At 66.0% G+C, this 15,552-nt stretch carries 14 protein-coding genes; 3 read left to right on the top strand and 11 right to left on the bottom strand.

The features are described 5' to 3' along the window. Positions 1–328: 328 nt before the first annotated feature. Positions 329–2,563, bottom strand: a complete 2,235-nt coding sequence (locus tag E8P82_RS06385; protein ID WP_246021024.1) for a catalase — start codon at positions 2,561–2,563, stop codon at positions 329–331. Positions 2,564–2,859: 296 nt separating this feature from the next. Between E8P82_RS06385 and E8P82_RS06380 the strand changes: the two genes are divergently transcribed. Together E8P82_RS06380 and E8P82_RS06375 are read left to right on the top strand one after the other, a co-directional pair. Further along, on the top strand, positions 2,860–3,714 hold the full coding sequence (locus E8P82_RS06380) for a TIGR00366 family protein (protein ID WP_425456003.1): 855 nt from the start codon (positions 2,860–2,862) through the stop codon (positions 3,712–3,714). Between the two features lie 189 nt (positions 3,715–3,903). After that, the gene (locus tag E8P82_RS06375) at positions 3,904–5,733 is read left to right on the top strand and encodes an immune inhibitor A domain-containing protein (protein WP_246021023.1); all 1,830 of its coding nucleotides are present in this window, start codon (positions 3,904–3,906) and stop codon (positions 5,731–5,733) included. Positions 5,734–5,913: 180 nt separating this feature from the next. Here the strand turns inward: E8P82_RS06375 and egtD are convergent, their stop codons facing one another. The 4 genes from egtD to egtA are packed head-to-tail and all read right to left on the bottom strand — an operon-like array spanning position 5,914 to position 10,290. Beyond that, positions 5,914–6,900 carry an L-histidine N(alpha)-methyltransferase gene (gene egtD / locus E8P82_RS06370; protein WP_136453653.1) on the bottom strand — a complete coding sequence of 329 codons (987 nt, stop codon included), beginning with the start codon at positions 6,898–6,900 and terminating at the stop codon, positions 5,914–5,916. Beyond that, positions 6,897–7,661 (bottom strand): ergothioneine biosynthesis protein EgtC, encoded by a 765-nt coding sequence (gene egtC, locus E8P82_RS06365; RefSeq protein ID WP_136453652.1) that lies wholly within the window; start codon positions 7,659–7,661, stop codon positions 6,897–6,899. Before egtC ends, egtD begins: the two co-directional genes overlap by 4 nt. 2 nt (positions 7,662–7,663) lie before the next feature. Continuing rightward, positions 7,664–9,013: an ergothioneine biosynthesis protein EgtB gene (gene egtB / locus E8P82_RS06360; RefSeq protein WP_136453651.1), complete on the bottom strand. Its 1,350-nt coding sequence runs from the start codon at positions 9,011–9,013 to the stop codon at positions 7,664–7,666. Beyond that, on the bottom strand, positions 9,010–10,290 hold the full coding sequence (gene egtA / locus E8P82_RS06355; protein WP_168796500.1) for an ergothioneine biosynthesis glutamate--cysteine ligase EgtA: 1,281 nt from the start codon (positions 10,288–10,290) through the stop codon (positions 9,010–9,012). The genes egtB and egtA overlap by 4 nt, the downstream gene beginning before the upstream one ends. A 233-nt stretch (positions 10,291–10,523) precedes the next feature. On the opposite strand from egtA, the gene E8P82_RS06350 reads away from it, so the two are divergent. Next, the gene (locus E8P82_RS06350; protein WP_136453649.1) at positions 10,524–11,963 is read left to right on the top strand and encodes a Cpe/LpqF family protein; all 1,440 of its coding nucleotides are present in this window, start codon (positions 10,524–10,526) and stop codon (positions 11,961–11,963) included. 48 nt (positions 11,964–12,011) lie between these two features. On the opposite strand, the gene E8P82_RS06345 is transcribed toward E8P82_RS06350, so the two are convergent. The 6 genes from E8P82_RS06345 to E8P82_RS06320 all read right to left on the bottom strand — a co-directional run bounded on the left by E8P82_RS06345 (position 12,012) and on the right by E8P82_RS06320 (position 15,544). After that, complete coding sequence (locus E8P82_RS06345; protein ID WP_281275776.1) at positions 12,012–12,371, bottom strand: type II toxin-antitoxin system PemK/MazF family toxin; 360 nt, start codon at positions 12,369–12,371, stop codon at positions 12,012–12,014. Then, positions 12,346–12,576, bottom strand: coding sequence for a ribbon-helix-helix domain-containing protein (locus tag E8P82_RS06340; RefSeq protein WP_136453647.1), 231 nt, complete (start codon positions 12,574–12,576; stop codon positions 12,346–12,348). The genes E8P82_RS06345 and E8P82_RS06340 overlap by 26 nt, the downstream gene beginning before the upstream one ends. A 141-nt stretch (positions 12,577–12,717) precedes the next feature. Beyond that, complete coding sequence (nusB, locus tag E8P82_RS06335) at positions 12,718–13,128, bottom strand: transcription antitermination factor NusB (RefSeq protein WP_136453646.1); 411 nt, start codon at positions 13,126–13,128, stop codon at positions 12,718–12,720. Beyond that, positions 13,125–13,688: an elongation factor P gene (gene efp, locus E8P82_RS06330; protein ID WP_136453645.1), complete on the bottom strand. Its 564-nt coding sequence runs from the start codon at positions 13,686–13,688 to the stop codon at positions 13,125–13,127. The genes nusB and efp overlap by 4 nt, the downstream gene beginning before the upstream one ends. Positions 13,689–13,866: 178 nt before the next feature. Continuing rightward, complete coding sequence (gene aroB / locus E8P82_RS06325) at positions 13,867–14,961, bottom strand: 3-dehydroquinate synthase (protein WP_136453644.1); 1,095 nt, start codon at positions 14,959–14,961, stop codon at positions 13,867–13,869. After that, positions 14,951–15,544 (bottom strand): shikimate kinase, encoded by a 594-nt coding sequence (locus E8P82_RS06320; RefSeq protein WP_136453643.1) that lies wholly within the window; start codon positions 15,542–15,544, stop codon positions 14,951–14,953. Before E8P82_RS06320 ends, aroB begins: the two co-directional genes overlap by 11 nt. Positions 15,545–15,552: the final 8 nt, after the last annotated feature.

Here is a 15,552-nt window from a genome sequence, read left to right as displayed (position 1 = left end):
GTTGCGGGATCAAAGCTAGCACAGGGACGGTTGCGTCCTCGGGTCGCCGGCTGGGCGGGACTCGGCAGGACGAGCGCGGGACCTTGGCCGACGGGAGGAACCTGACAGCGTGTCGATCGGATTCCGAGATGCACCAGACGCTCCCTGATGCACGGCGAGGTCAAGGGCATCGGCGTGGGCGACGTCCTCGAATCCGCGGCCCCAACAACACTGCTCTTCGGCTGTCAGCCCCCCAGTGCCTGGATGACGGGTGAGTTGGTACTCGTTCCAAGTTCGGACGGACTCCTGCAGGAAGGAGTCCGTCCGAACGCATCGGTGTCGCTGCCGGTCAAGCGGCGGGGAATCGTTCCCAGACGCGGTGCTGCGCAAGTAGTACCTTCAGCTGCTCCACGACTGCTGACGTGTCGTCGCCGACCACTACTCCGGGAGCGGTCGAGGGCACTCCTGCCGCTGCAAGGGCGTTCTCGGCGTTTCCCCACCCGCCCAATGCCTTGGCGTGGCGGTATGCTTCAGCGATCATGAGGCTGGCCCGGGGGTCTGCCGACGCGTGCCCGCTGGGATCTCCTGCCTTGGCATCACGGCTGTCCGTCGCGTCGCTGCCGGGGGTGCTGGAACCGGCAAGGAGGATCGCGTCGAATTCGGTGGAACGCGCGGTGAGCCAGGTGCGCTGCACGACGATCGAGGTGCCGAGCTTCCCGCCCTTCGGCGCAATCACCAGGGGCACCATCCCCGCAGCATGAAGGTCCTGCCGGACACTGTCGACCGCGTCCAGGTCGCTGGACTCGTCGGCGATGATGCCGATGATCCGCCCGTCGACCGGCCACGTCTCACCGATCTGGGAGAGCGCGGGACTCGTCGCGGATTCCTCCATCGTCACCGTTGGAGCAGGGGCGGGCAGTCCCAGGCCCTGGGCGACTTCAGCGCAGAGCCGCTCGTCGATGTTGGCCAGGCTCTGCAGTTGCCGGATCCGGATGTTCTCCTCGTAGCATTTGCCCAGTTCGAAGGTGTACGCCTGGATGACGTGGTCCTGCTCCACCGGGGTCAAGGACCGGAAGAACATGCCGACCTGGCTGAAGTGATCGTCGAAGGTGGCCGGGGACTCACGGACCTTCCGGGAGGAAGGAAGCTCCTGCGGCACCTCGATGTAGGCGTTCATGTCCTCCCCGGCCAGGAAAGGGCACCCGCCGTCGAGCGAGTTGGGCTTGTAGGGTGCCACACCCCCGTGGACAGCTGTCTGATGCATTCCGTCACGCAGCATGTCGTTCACTGGTGTGAGCGGCCGGTTGATGGGGAGCTGGCTGAAGTTCGGCCCGCCGAGCCTCGAGATCTGGGTGTCGATGTAGGAGAAGAGACGTGCCTGCAGCAACGGGTCGTTCGTGACATCGATGCCGGGAACGAGGTGTCCCGGGTGGAAGGCGACCTGCTCGGTCTCCGCGAAATAGTTGGTCGGGTTCGCGTTGAGTGTCATGGTGCCGATGATCTGTACCGGAGCGAGTTCCTCGGGCACGAACTTCGTGGGGTCGAGAAGGTCGATCCCTTCGAACATCTCCTCGGGAGTGTCCGGAAAAGTCTGGATCCCGAGATCCCATTGAGGGTAAGCGCCGGCCTCGATGGTGTCGGCGAGGTCGCGACGGTGGAAGTCCGGATCCATGCCGTTGATGATCTGAGCCTCTTCCCATACCAGGGAATGCACGCCCTGCCGTGGCTTCCAGTGGAACTTCACCAATGTGGTCTCACCGGCCTCGTTGACGAGCCGGAAAGTATGGACCCCGAATCCCTCCATGGTCCGGAAGGACCGTGGGATGCCCCGGTCTGACATGTTCCACATCGTGTGGGCCTGCGCCTCCGTATGGAGGGACACGAAGTCCCAGAACGTGTCGTGCGCGCTTTGGGCCTGCGGGATCTCCCGGTCCGGGTGTGGTTTGGCGGCGTGGACGACGTCGGGGAATTTGATGCCGTCCTGGATGAAGAACACCGGAATGTTGTTGCCCACGAGGTCATAGGTACCCTCGTCGCTGTAGAACTTCGTCGCAAACCCGCGGGTGTCCCGGACCGTGTCCGCGGAACCACGTGAACCAAGGACCGTGGAGAAACGGACGAAGACCGGCGTTTCGGTTCCCGCGGCGAGGAAGCCGGCCTTGCTGACCCCGACGCCGGCCCCATTGGCGACGAAAACCCCGTGCGCTGCAGCGCCTCGCGCGTGGACCACGCGCTCGGGAATGCGCTCATGATCGAAGTGGGTGATCTTCTCCCGCAGGTGATGATCCTGCAACAGGATCGGACCGCGCGGACCCGCCTTCAGGGAATGGTCCGTCTCACGCATCCGCGTGCCCTGCGCCGTGGTCAGGAAACGCCCGCTCTGCGACACTGCTGTCTTCGCAGCACCCGTGGGAACACCGGTCGGCGACACCGTCTCCGGCGAATCCTGGTCAGGCTTCGGAGGAAGCGGCTCACGGGGCTCGATCGGCTCCACGAGGGAGGGAGCCTCGACCGACGGTGCGCCCGGAATGGGCACATCGACATCGGACGGGTTGTGACGAGTATGGTCTTCGTTTCTGGACACTCGAGCCTCCATACGGTTGCCGGACGGTCCCGGCAACGGCGCCAAGACCCTCACATCACCCTACTGGAACTACCAGGGGCGGCTTGTGAAAGAGGTGAAGATCCGACGCCGAGGTCACTTCCAGCGAACGCAGATCCAACAAGCCTTCTTACAGGATGATTCAGGTGGAATCGATAGAGCGCGAAGGCGTATCACTTGGTGGTGGCATTTCCGGCTCATCGCAATCCAGGGTGTGAGCGCGGGGTTCATGTGATGTCCTGAGACATCACCCCGATTCTTTCTACACATCTCTCCTTGTGGCTCAACCTCTGTCCCGCCTCGCAGAACAGATTGGCCGCAGCAGAAAACCATTACGGCGATGCCCGGTCCTCATCACCTGGGGCCTCGGCCTGGTCATCGGCGGACTGCTCGCGAAGGAGGTCGCCGCACAGGCCCGGGCCAAAGGGATACCCCTGCACTTTCCCATGCTGGTCGCGGCAGGGTTCTCCGGCTTTGTGGTCTGGCACATGGGCTACTCCGGCTCGGGCCCGCTGACCGCCGCCACGGAGGGCTCGTTCAGCGCCGAACAACTCGGGCGCACCATCCCTGTTGCGGAGACGACGTTTTCCTGGTGGAACATCACCGCCACCATCGCCACGGTGGTCCTGGTTCCCGGCGCCCTGGCGCTGGTGGCACCGAAGGCCGGCGAGCGGATCATCGAACTGCAGATCGACGCCCGACACACCGACGACGTCGCGCCGGACGACGACGTCGTCACACCCACTGACGAACTCGACGCCAGCAGGGTCCTCATCACGCTGGTCGGCTCGGCGCTGGTCGCATATCTGGTGATGATGGCGATCTCCTACGGAGACCAGTGGACGAACATGATCCAGCCGTTCTGGGCACTTCCGCTCCTCGCGATCGCCAGCCTGAACATGCGCGACATCCTCGGCTACACGATGATCACGCTGATACTCTCCGGCCTCGTCTCGCCGGGACCCTGTTCGTCGTCGGCGCCGGATAGGCACTTCCCGTCCTGTCACCACAGGGACGAACGCCACTGCAGGCCACGTGTGCATCCGTCGGACTCACATCGGGAGAACACGCCGGATGGACGGCACCGCCTCTCTTTCCACCGGCTTTTCGGGACCGCTGCAGGTCCGCTGTAGAGGACCCCTTCACCCTGTGTGCTCCAGACCGGGGAGAAGGAGAATCGCTCCCCCGCCAATCACTCCTGTGTCCGCAACTGGTGCTACTGTCTCCTCCAGGATGTGTGACCTAGGCAACATATTCGTATCCTTCGGCAGCGGTCTGAGGATGCTTCTGCTCCGACTGGGACATTTCACTAAGGAGAACCCTTGAATCTCACCACTCATACCCGCAGGCTGCGGTGCGCGATGGCGCTCGCCGTGACCAGCGCCGTCGTGCTCGCTCCCGTGAGCGCACAGGCCACCAGCGACACGACCACGGACGCATCGACCGCGAGCACCTCGTTCTCGTCCTCCCCCAGCGCCGACGGCACTGCGAAGAAGCTCGACGACCGCGCCGATCCCGCCGCTGAGGAACGGCGCGAACTCAACCGGCAGGCGGTCGAGAAGGTCATCGCCGGCGAGGCGAAGGTCGAGAACCGTAATGGTTCCAAGGCGGTGAAGATCGCTCCCGGCCAGTGGGCCCAGTACGGACTGCAGGACAGCGACCGCATCCTGTCCTTCCTCGTCGACTTCGGGACCCAGGTAGACCCACGGTTCCCCTCATCGGCACCCGGCCCCGCCCACGGCGCCATCCCGGAGCCGAACCGAGCGGTGGACAATTCCACCTACTGGTCCGGCACGTTCGACCGCGGGCACTACCTCGACATGTTCTTCAGCAAGGACGGCGAATCCCTCAAGGGCGTCTACGAGGAGATGTCCAGTGGCCGGTACACCGTCGATGGTGACGTCAGTGAGTGGGTGTCCGTTCCCTACAACTCGGCCAGCTACGGCGAGACCGAGAGCCAGGCGGACATGACCCGCTTCGTGCAGGACACCGCCAACGCCTGGTACGACTCGCAGATCGCCGCCGGCAAGACGCCCGCCGAGATCGACACCTACCTCGCGACCTTCGATCAGTGGGATCGTTACGACTTCGACAAGGACGGTGACTTCGACGAGCCCGACGGGTACATCGATCACTTCCAGGCGATCCACGCCGGAGAGGGTGAAGAGGCCGGAGCGGCCTCCTCGGCCATCTGGTCGCACCGCTGGTCCGTCGGCCAGGCCGGCGGCGGCACCTCCGGTCCCGCCGCCAATCCGTTCGGTGGCGTCAAGATCGGCAACTCGAACGTCTGGATCCGCGACTACACCACGGAGCCGGAGAACGGCGGCCTCGGGGTGTTCGCCCACGAGTTCGGACACGACCTCGGCCTGCCCGACCTCTACGACACGAGTGGTGGAGAGAACGGCACGGGCTTCTGGACCCTCATGAGCTCAGGCTCCTGGCTCAGCCACGGTGACGGTGCGATCGGTACGACCCCGAACCACATGGGTGCGTGGGAGAAGCTGCAGCTCGGCTGGCTGGACTACGAGACAGCCACAGCGGGAACCAAGTCCACCCACAAGATCGGCCCGTCGTTCCACGCTACGAAGGCGCCGCAGGCCGTGGTCGTGAACCTTCCCAAGGACACAGCCGGCAACAACCGCTTCTACATCGCCGAGAACCGGGTGTACGCGGGCTATGACGCCACGCTCGCCGTCGGCCCGTACAACTTCGGCTGGGGTCTCACAGCACCCGACACCGTTGAGCACTATGCCTACCAGGACGGCCTGAGCATCACGTACTGGAACACCGCGCAGCGCAACAACAACACGCGTCAGCACCCCGGAGCCGGCCTCGCGCTACCCGTCGACGCACACCCCAAGGCCCTCACCTGGTCCGACGGAACCGTGGTCCGCAACCGGATCCAGAGCTTCGACGCCACCTTCGGCAAGCAGGCCACCGACGCGCTCAGGCTCAACCGCGAGACCGCTGCCGGCCTCACCACCCTCACGGTACGCTCGCAGCCCGGCGTCGCCGTCTTCGACGACACCAACCCCAACGCCTACTACGACACCGCCAATCCCCAGGGATCCGTGATCGTTGCCGGCACCGGGACGAGGATCGAAGTCAAGCAGTCCAACTCGACGGGCATGCTGACGCTGCACGTCCGATAGGACATCAGCGTAGGAAGACATGGAAGGAGCCGGGAGTGATCTCCCGGCTCCTTCCATGTGCAACGGCCCGACGACGTCGCGCGCGGCAGCTCCCGACCCCCGGAACCCGCGCGGCGACCCCATGCGAACGGTCAGGTCGCAGCGACGTCGTCGGCCGCGGGAAAACAGCAGCAGGAGGGATCAGGCGGGCTCCGCGAGGGTCATCGCGTAGCGTCCCTCAGGGTCCGTCCACTGCCCCGCCACACGAAGATTTGCCGCCTCGAGTTCCGCAGCGATCCTTTCCGGACGGAATTTGGCGGACACCTCGGTTCGCAGCTCCTCACCCTGATCGAAGCTGACGTCGAGTTCGGCGCCGGGCAGTCGCACCCGCATGGCCCGCGTGGCGCGGAGGCGCATCTCGATCCATTCCTCGCCCTCGTTCCACACCGCCACGTGCTCGAACGCTTCGACGTCGAAGTCGGCGCCCAACTCGGCGTTGAGGACGCGCAGCACGTTCCGGTTGAAGTCGGCGGTGACGCCGCTCGCGTCGTCGTACGCGGGAATCAGGATCTCCGGCGGCTGTACCAGCCCGGTGCCCAGCAGCAACGATCCGCCGCCCTGTCGCAACAGTTCCCGCACCTGCAGGAAAAACTGTTCCCGGGCATCGGGCTCGAGGTTCCCGATGGTCCCGCCGAGGAATGCCACCATCCGGTGTCCGTCCTTCGGGAGGAGGTGCAGCTGTGACTCGAAATCGGCCGCGACTGCCCGCAGGTCAAGGTCGGGATAGATTTTGGACAGTTCGGTGTTGGCCTCGATCAAGGCAGTGTCGCTGACGTCGACGGCGACATAGCTTCGGAGGTCACCGGCGGCCTTGAGGGCGTCGAGCAGGAGAGGTGTCTTCCGTGAGGAACCGGAGCCGAGTTCGATGAGCATCTCGGTAGGGCTCGCCGTCGCGATCTCCCCGGCATGGTCCTCCAGAATCCGCCGTTCGGTGCGTGTGGGGAAATATTCGGGGAGCTGCGTGATCTTCTCGAACAGGTAACTGCCGCGCTGGTCGTAGAACCACTTGGGCGGCAGTGTCTTCGCTGCTTTGGTCAGTCCTGCACGCACGTCCTCGCGGAGGGTGCGTTCCAGGTAGTGCGGTGGCAGGTGATGCACTATCTCGGGTGAAGTCTGGGAAGGGTTCATCCGGGTGGGGCCTCCGTCTCTGCGGGGTGGATCGGGCTGATGTCGACGGCGTGCGGCGTCGCTACCAGCAGGGACCGGTCCGGCACCTCGTGCCAGTCGGCGTCGTCGTCGGAGGGTTCACTGGCGACGACAGTGCCTCTGGCGTCGGAGCGCCAGAACAGGGTGTCACCGGCCGTCGTCGCAGCGATGGTATCTCCATCGGTGAGGAGGAAGTTGTACCTGCCGGTGCTGGCGGCAGTCGCAGCGGTCACGACGTGTGCCAAAGCATCCGCTGCGGAATCCAGAGAATCGAGACGGTGGAGGACGAGAGCCCAGAGCAGCGCGGAGTCAACCCGGGCCTCGAGGGCAAGCAGCCGTGCCGGGGGCAACGTGGCGGCCAGATCCTCCGCCGATCGGGGCCAGTCGTCGATCCTGCCGTTGTGGCTGAACAGCCATTTCCCGGAGGTGTAGGGAGCTGCGGCTGCCTCATCCGGCGTCGTCCCGGTCGTCGCCGAACGGACTGCGGCCAGCACGGCGCCGCTGCTGGTGACGCGGGCGACGTCGGCGAACGACTGGTCCGTCCACATCGGGACGGCGCGCCGGTAGCGGGCCGGTAATGGATCGTCGGCGGCGTACCAGCCCACGCCGAACCCGTCGGCGTTCATGGTGCCGTTGCGTTGGAGGCGAGGTGACCAGGACTGGCGGAGCAGACCGTGGTCGGGTGCCGAGATGAGCGTGGCCAGCGGTGTGGGCGGTCCGAGGAAAGCAAGGTGCCTGCACATGGTCAGCTGTCTCCGGCCGGCGCGGCATCCCTGGCAGTCCTGAAGCCCGTGAAGATCTGCCGGCGAATAGGGTAGTCCCAGTTCCGGAAGGTTCCCCGCACCGCTGCCCGGTCGGCCGCCCAGGAGCCGCCCCGCAGCACCTTGTAGTCTCCGCCGAAGAAGACCTCGCTGTACTCGCGGTAGGGAAACACCCGGAATCCCGGATAGGGGCCGAAGTTACTGGAGGTCCACTCCCACACATCGCCGATCAGCTGACGGACTCCCAGGGCCGATGCCCCGGCCGGGTAGGATCCGACCGGGGACGGCCGCAGCGATCCACCGCCCAGGTTCGCATGACGGGATGTCGGGTCCTCATCACCCCAGGGGTACCGCCGTGAGCGGCCGCTGACCGGGTCGTATCGCGCCGTCTTCTCCCACTCGGCTTCGGTCGGCAGACGCCTGCCTGCCCAGCGGGCATAGGCCTCGGCCTCGAAGAAGGACACGTGCTGCACGGGCTCGTCCACCGGAACCGGTTCGACGACGCCGAAGCGGGTCCGCCACCACTGGCCACCCTCCCGCCTCCAGAACTTCGGCGCCGTCAGCCCGTCGTCGTTGCGGTGGGCCCAGCCCTCGGCGGTCCACCAGTCAGGGTTCGAATAGCCGCCGTCGTCCATGAACGCCAGGAAGTCACCATTGCTGACCGGTACGGTGTCGATCCAGTAGCCGGGAACGTACACCTCATGGGCTGGCCGTTCGTTGTCCAGCGCCCAGGGCTCCACCGACGTTCCCATGGTGAAGCACCCCGCCGGAACGTGCACTTCCGCAGGAAGCGCGCCGGCAGTATCGGCCAGCACCCCGGATTCCGGGGCCACGGGATGCAGCACAGGGTCCCCTACCCGGAGCTGGTGTGTGGCCAGCATGGTCTCTGCATGCTGCTGTTCGTGCTGGATCATCATGCCGAACGCGAAGCCACCCTGGAGCAGCGGGGAACCCTCGAGCGGAACCCGTTCCAGGATCTGCAGCGTCTTGGACCGGGTTTCAGCAAGATAGCTCCGGGAATCCGAGGGAGCCAGGAGCGGCAATGAGGGGCGACTGCTGCGCGAGTGCTCGAACGCGTCGTAGAGTTTGTCGATCTCCGGGCGGAGCGGCTGCATCCTGCCGACATCGCGAACCAACCATTGTTCCTCCTGACTGCCGACATGGGCAAGATCCCAGACCAGGGGGGACATCAGGGGTGAATGCTGTTTGAGCAGTTCCTCCTCATCACATGCGGTGAGGGCGTGGGTACGACGGCGCGCACGCTCCAGACCCTCGGCGATGAAGGCGCGCAGGTCGTTCGGCGCCGTACCCGTGGGAGCCTCGTTCTTCGTCATCCGACATTTTCCTTTCGCTGCGCGGGATCCGAGAAGCTGCCGGTGCGGCGCCAGTCGTCGATCCGCTGGTCTGCGGGAGATCGGTTGCGTGCTGCGTACTGCTCGACGAAGGCTTCCACCGTGGCCTTCGTACCGGCATCGGCTTTCATCCGGTCCATAGCTGCCAGAGCTGCGTCTGCGCATGAGAGCCCTGCCGAGCCGAGCACAGGATTCGCCAGCCCGTCCCGGGCCGCGATCATCATCGCATCGGGTAGCGCAGCCACCGGCGAGCAGGCGTCGGCCGCGATGTCGGCTGCCTGTTCGTCATCCACCAGAGCGGTCGTGATGGCGGCAGCGGCCTCCCAGTCGGAGCCTGCCTGGGCGTCGATGACCCTGATTTCGAGGAAACCACGGGGGCGGATGAACGGGAAGAGTGTGCTGAGGTGATAGTGCAGGTCCTCGTACGTGGCCGGGCGGGGGCCGTGCCCGCGCACCCATGCCCGCATGGTCAGACCATGCGGTGCTTCCCAGGAACCGCGCGACGACGGTATGCACAACACCGAGGCGTCCAGGGCGTAGCGGGCCCATGCGGCAGGTGGATCAGCGGAATCCTGCACCGGGGAAGCGCGGGATGGGTCTATTCCGAGCCAGACTGCCTGCCGGGTGCTCTGCCACCCGCTGGGCGCCCCCTGGTGGAAAGGGGAATTGGCGAAGAGGGCGACGAGCACCGGAGCGAGCCGGTGAAGGCGCTGCCAGCGCTGTACCGCACTGCCCGGACCATTCCCGGGAAGACCCGCCTCCAGGCACACCTGCAAGGAAGCCGTGGAGCACATCATCGTCCTACCTGCCTGCCCCGCACGGTCGAAGTGGGCTTCCATCGCTGTATACCGGGGATGATCCAGGGTCCGCACCGGCGGTCGAACGGGATCCAGGGCCAGGCTGCTGAAGGAAAGCCCCGCGTCATCGAAATACTGATCAGTGACTCGCAGGTCAGCCCTCACTGCGTCGATGACCGAGGAAAGGTCGGCTCCGCAGGCCGAACTCACTTCGAACTGTCCGCCCGGCTCGAACGTGACAGCACCTCCACCGGGCAGCTCGCTGCCCAGCTCCGCGGCAACGATACGCACCTCGGCAGCCGGCACGGGGCGCCGGACGTCCGAGACATCATGCACGATCCGCTCGATCTCGACGCCCACCGCCCCCGGAGGACCGGTCTTGAAGCACACCGACGCCACATACATTTCCGCGTCGGTCTCCGACACCGCCGGCGAATCCCGCTCCACCTCTGACACCGACACCCACCATCCCTTCATCGCGACGCACTCAGCTCCTGGCGTCACCCGCGTCGTAGCAACATCGTAGGCGGCTGAGGAAAGTTATTGCTCGGACGTACAGTATTGCTCTTTTCGGATCGGGCGAATACTGCACCGACACGAGTGGGACTTCGGGGCAGCTAGCTGTCTCCTCCCTGATCACGCCGTAGATTGCTGGGAACGGATGAATCTCCGAGCTGATCGACGAAGGACCCTCCATGCGCCACCACAGGTACCCCATGGCTCTCATCATCACCGCCTCGCTCCTGCTCAGCGCCTGCAGCAGCGAGACGGACTCCGGGGAATCGACGACGACGCCGTCGGCAGAACCAGTGGGATCCGCTTCCGGCGCCCCGAGTGCGTCCACGGATACCGACCCACCGACAATCCCTGATTCTCCGGTCGGTATGCAGGTGCGTTGGGTGCTCGATCAGCTCGCTGCCGATGACGGCCCCGATGAGGAGGAAGCCACCGAGCGCTTCGCCCCCGAGTTCCTGGCCGAGGTTCCCGCCGATGAGCTGGCCGCGACCTTCGATCAGCTGCGCGCCCTCGGGCCGTTCGTGCTCGAGACCTACCAGGAGCACGGTCCCGGCGCACAGGGCGACCTGACGGGTGCCGCCGGCCAGGAGTATCTGCTCTCGATTTCCCTCGACGGGGAGGAGCGCATCGCGGCACTCCTCATCAGTGGGCTGACGCCGATTCCCGAGCTCTCCTCCATCGAGGATGCCCCAGGCGCGCTGTCAGAGGCCGGCGGACGCTCCGCGTTCCTCCTCGCGGAGGTCAGCGAGGACGGATCCACCTGCCGGCCCGTGGTCGAGGACGGTGCAGACCAATTGCTGCCGATCGGCTCGATCTTCAAGCTCTACGTCCTCGGAGCCCTCGTGCAGGCCATCGACGACGGCGATCTCACCTGGGACGAGGAGCTGACGCTGACCGAGGACCTGAAGTCGCTCCCCAGCGGAACGCTGCAGAACGAGCCGGCCGGCACCCAGGTCACCGTTCGTGAAGCTGCAGAGGCGATGATCGCCATCAGTGACAACACCGCGACCGACCTGCTCATCGACGCCGTGGGACGTGCTGCTGTGGAACGTGCTGTCGAGGCGATGGGGCACGGCGCGCCGGAGGTCACCATGCCCTTCCTGACCACCCGGGAGATGTTCCAGCTGTCCTACGACCCTGACCTGTTCGAGGAGTGGCAGTCCGTCACCGGAGAGGACCCGGTCAATGCTGATCCGGAGGTGAGCGCAGCTCAGCGTGAGCTCGTCGAGAGCCTCCCGGAATGGGACCTCGGCATCGACCCGGAGCGTGCCGCGAGTGTGTCGTGGACCGCCGGGCTCGACTGGTTCGCGACGACCCAGGATCTGTGCGCCGCCCACCTGTACCTGCAGCGAATCGCCGACACGGACGCCGGAGCCCCGGTCACGGACATCCTGGGCATGAACCCTGGTCTGAGCACCTCGGAGGGGATCGAGCAGGTCGCCTTCAAGGGCGGCAGCGCCACCGGCGAGATCGCCGGATCATGGCACATCGGGACCTCCGACGGCACCCGGTACGTCCTCGTGATGCAGGTGGCCTCCCGGCAGGGCGCAGCCCCGGATGCACGATGGTTCTTCGGCGTCGCCGACCAGGTGGTGGCTCTCGCTCTTGCGGACCGCTGACCGTGTCAGTGGGTCGCCGCGGATGTGCGGTGTCAGCGCGGCGTATCGCTACAGCTGCAGATGAAGGCGCAGGGCGTCGTCGATGTGACCCATGACGACGGCAGAAGCGCGACCAACAAGCGCTCCGAGCCGTTCGACCGCGACGGAGCGAACCTGCTCGGCCTGCGCTTTCGAATCCTGCCGAAGGCCTGTCTCGGCCGCGGGTAGCAGTGCCTGGAACAGGAAGACCCGATCGACGTTGTTGGTCACGGGGACGACGGTGACGACACCGCGACCGAGCCGCTGCGCGATCGAGTTCGCTCGGTCGTTGCTGACGATGACTGCAGGACGCCGCTTTCTGGCTTCGCTTCCTCGCACGGGATCCAGATCGACAAGCCGGATCTCACCGCGCAGCATCGGCGATCCCATCGGCGTCCGTAATACTCCACGCCGCCTGATCCCCCGAACTCTCCCATTCTTGCCAAGCGGTTTCGTAATCCCGCTCCAGATCGCGCAGTCGCAACATCCGCACAGCGTGCTGCACTCCGGAGGACCTCGAAGGGAGGCCAGTGGTGCGGACGAACTCGTCGAGTAGGGCAACATCCTCGTCCGGCAGACTGACACTAAGCTTCATACCGCAATGCTACCGCAGTACTACTCGGAAGGTGACACTTGAGGACTGTTCCTCGCCCGGTGGGAAGAGACGTTCTGACCCCGTGGAGCACAATGACCTAAAGGCAGCCGCAAGTTACAGCCGCATCAAGCCTGACACTCCCTAGGCGAGCAGCGTCGGCTTGAGCTGCTGCAATCTGCCGAGGAGTCCGTTGACGAACTTCGGCGACTCGTCGGTGGAGAGCAGTTTCGCGAGTTCCACCGCCTCGCTCACCGCGACGCCGTCGGGCACGTCGTCGTTGTAGAGCAGTTCCCAGCTCCCGATCCGCAGGATCATCAGATCCACCACCGGCATCCGGTCCAGGGTCCAGCCCTGGGAGTACGTGCTGAGGAACTCGTCGATCTCCTCCTGGCGCTCCAGGACACCCTCGACGACGTCGACTGTGTAGTCGGCGATGATCATGTCGGTCTTCTCACGGCGGGCTCGAATGACCTCGAAGACCGGGGCGCCGCGCTGCGTGGACTCGAAGAGGATGTCCAGGGCCCGACGTCGTGCCTTGCTCCGTGCACTCACTCGTTGACGCGTCCCAGGTACTCACCGGTCCGGGTGTCGATCTTGACCTTGGTGCCCGTGCCCAGGAACAGCGGAACCTGGATGTCGTGACCGGTCTCCACCGTGGCGGGCTTGGTACCGCCCGTGGAGCGGTCACCCTGGAGCCCCGGCTCGGTGTAGGTGATCTCCAGGACCACCGATGCCGGCAGCTCCACGTAGAGCGCCGACCCCTCGTGCATGGCGACGGTGGCCATCTGGCCCTCGAGCATGAAGTTCTCGGCGTTGCCCACGATCGTCCCCGGGACGGTGATCTGGTCGTAGTCCGTCGTGTCCATGAAGACGAAGTCCTCGCCGTCCTTGTACAGGTACTGGTAGTCCCTGCGGTCCACGGTGGCGGTCTCGATCTTCAGCCCCGCGTTGAAGGTCTTGTCGACCACCTTGCCCGAGCGGATGTTGCGCAGCTTGGTACGCACGAAGGCTCCGCCCTTGCCCGGCTTGACGTGCTGGAATTCCAGGACGTTCCAGAGGTTGCCCTCGAGTTTGAGCACGGTGCCGTTCTTGATGTCGTTCGTGGTCGCCACAACTTCGCTTTCGTCGGTGTCAGGGGAGAGTCGGTGTCATCGGAGTTCGGTGTCAGGGGAGATGGGCCGGCCGAGGCGCGGCGGGCACGCGGAGTCGCGCCAGAAGTCCGTAGATCAGTCTACCCTGCGCGAATCACTGCGCGCCGTCGGCTCACTCCGCTACGGGAGCGACGTACGGTCAGGAGGCGATCTCCTGATACGCCGCGAACAGCAGCGAGGTATCGGGCACCTCGAGCATTCCGGGTCTGCCGATGCCGTCCAGGACCACGAACCGGAGCAGATCGCCGCGGGACTTCTTGTCGCGCCGCATGCCGTCCAGCAGCGCGGCCCAGCGGTCCCGCCGGTACGTCACGGGCAGTCCGAGCGAGTCGAGGATGCCCCGATGGCGGTCCGCCTCGGCATCGCCGAGCCGTCCGACCATGCGGGAGAGCTCGGCGGCGAAGACGAGCCCCACGGAGACGGCCGCGCCGTGCCGCCAGGAGTACCGTTCGGCCAGCTCGATGGCATGCGCCAGGGTGTGGCCGTAGTTCAGGTACTCGCGGCGCCCTGCTTCGCGCAGGTCCTCGGACACGATGTCGGCCTTCACGGCGATGGAGCGTTCCACGAGCTCCCGCAGCACCGGTGAGGTCGCGTCGGTCGCAGCCTCGGTGTCCTGCTCGATCAAATCGAGGATGACCGGATCGGCGATGAAGCCGCACTTGACCACCTCCGCCAGCCCGGTCACCAGCTCGTTCTGCGGCAGCGTCGCCAGCGCATCGAGATCCACGAGTACCGCAGCCGGCGGGTGGAAAGCCCCCACGAGATTCTTGCCCTCGGCGGTGTTGATCCCGGTCTTGCCGCCCACCGCGGCGTCGACCATGCCGAGCAGGCTCGTGGGCAGGTGCACCACGCGCACGCCGCGCAACCAGGTCGCGGCGACGAACCCGCCGAGATCGGTGACCGCGCCACCGCCCACCGTCACCACGGCATCGGACCGGGTGAAGTCGTTCTGCCCCAGGACCTGCCAGCAGAAGCCCGCCACCTGGAGGTGTTTGGCCTCCTCGGCGTCGGGGATCTCCGCCGTCACGGCCGTGAAACCGGCGTCGGCGAGCTCGTCGCGGACGGCATCCCCGGTGGCCCTGAGGGCGCGCGGGTGGATCACGAGGACGCGGCGCACCCGCTCACCGAGAATCCCCGGGAGCCGATCGAGGAGGCCGTGCCCGATCACGACGTCGTACGTGGTCCCGGCGGTCGCGCCCGTGACGGGGATGGTCGTCGCTGAATCAGTCGGCATGAGAGGTCTTCCTGCTCTTGTGGGTGGGGCGCGGACGCCTGTGCTGCGCCTGCGACCGCTCGGGTGTCGGGACGCGCGGGAGATCCGGGAACGACCTGAGGACGGCATCGGCCGTTCCGCGCACGCTCAGGCCGCGGGAATCGACGACGACGGTGGCAAGCTGCGCATACAGGGGCCGCCGCTGATCGTAGAGTTCCTGCCACCGAGCCACAGGGTCTCCGGCCAGGAGGGGGCGGCCGGTATCCCTGCTGATGCGCGGGCGCACCGTGGCCGCGTCGGTGTCGAGGAAGACCACACTGGTGCGCGCCAGCAACTCCTGTGTCCTCGGGTGCAGGACGGCGCCTCCGCCCAGGGAGACGACGCCCGTTCCGGCCACGGCCTCCTCGACGACGTCGGACTCCACCTCCCGGAAGTGGTTCTCCCCGTGCCGCTCGAAGATGCCCGCGATGGGTCCGTACCGGCCGACGATCATACGATCGGTGTCGACGAAGGCCAGGCCCGTGCGCCGCGCGATCATCCTGCCGACCGCGGTCTTGCCCACCGCCATCGGTCCCACGAGCACGAGTGTGTCGGACGGGGTCATCGGTATCG

The organism is Arthrobacter echini, assembly GCF_004803505.1.
Lineage (GTDB): Bacteria > Actinomycetota > Actinomycetes > Actinomycetales > Micrococcaceae > Arthrobacter_D > Arthrobacter_D echini.
Note: the sequence above shows the minus strand (reverse complement) of the source record. Positions and strands in the feature narration are given on the sequence as shown.

What these genes read in the sequence shown, in the direction of transcription:
- egtD (WP_136453653.1), bottom strand. Translation starts at nt 6,900, where the DNA reads ATGAACCCTTCCCAGACTTCACCCGAGATAGTGCATCACCTGCCACCG.
- E8P82_RS06350 (WP_136453649.1), top strand. Translation starts at nt 10,524, where the DNA reads ATGCGCCACCACAGGTACCCCATGGCTCTCATCATCACCGCCTCGCTC.
- egtC (WP_136453652.1), bottom strand. Translation starts at nt 7,661, where the DNA reads ATGTGCAGGCACCTTGCTTTCCTCGGACCGCCCACACCGCTGGCCACG.
- aroB (WP_136453644.1), bottom strand. Translation starts at nt 14,961, where the DNA reads ATGCCGACTGATTCAGCGACGACCATCCCCGTCACGGGCGCGACCGCC.
- E8P82_RS06320 (WP_136453643.1), bottom strand. Translation starts at nt 15,544, where the DNA reads ATGACCCCGTCCGACACACTCGTGCTCGTGGGACCGATGGCGGTGGGC.
- egtB (WP_136453651.1), bottom strand. Translation starts at nt 9,013, where the DNA reads ATGACGAAGAACGAGGCTCCCACGGGTACGGCGCCGAACGACCTGCGC.
- E8P82_RS06340 (WP_136453647.1), bottom strand. Translation starts at nt 12,576, where the DNA reads ATGAAGCTTAGTGTCAGTCTGCCGGACGAGGATGTTGCCCTACTCGAC.
- E8P82_RS06345 (WP_281275776.1), bottom strand. Translation starts at nt 12,371, where the DNA reads ATGGGATCGCCGATGCTGCGCGGTGAGATCCGGCTTGTCGATCTGGAT.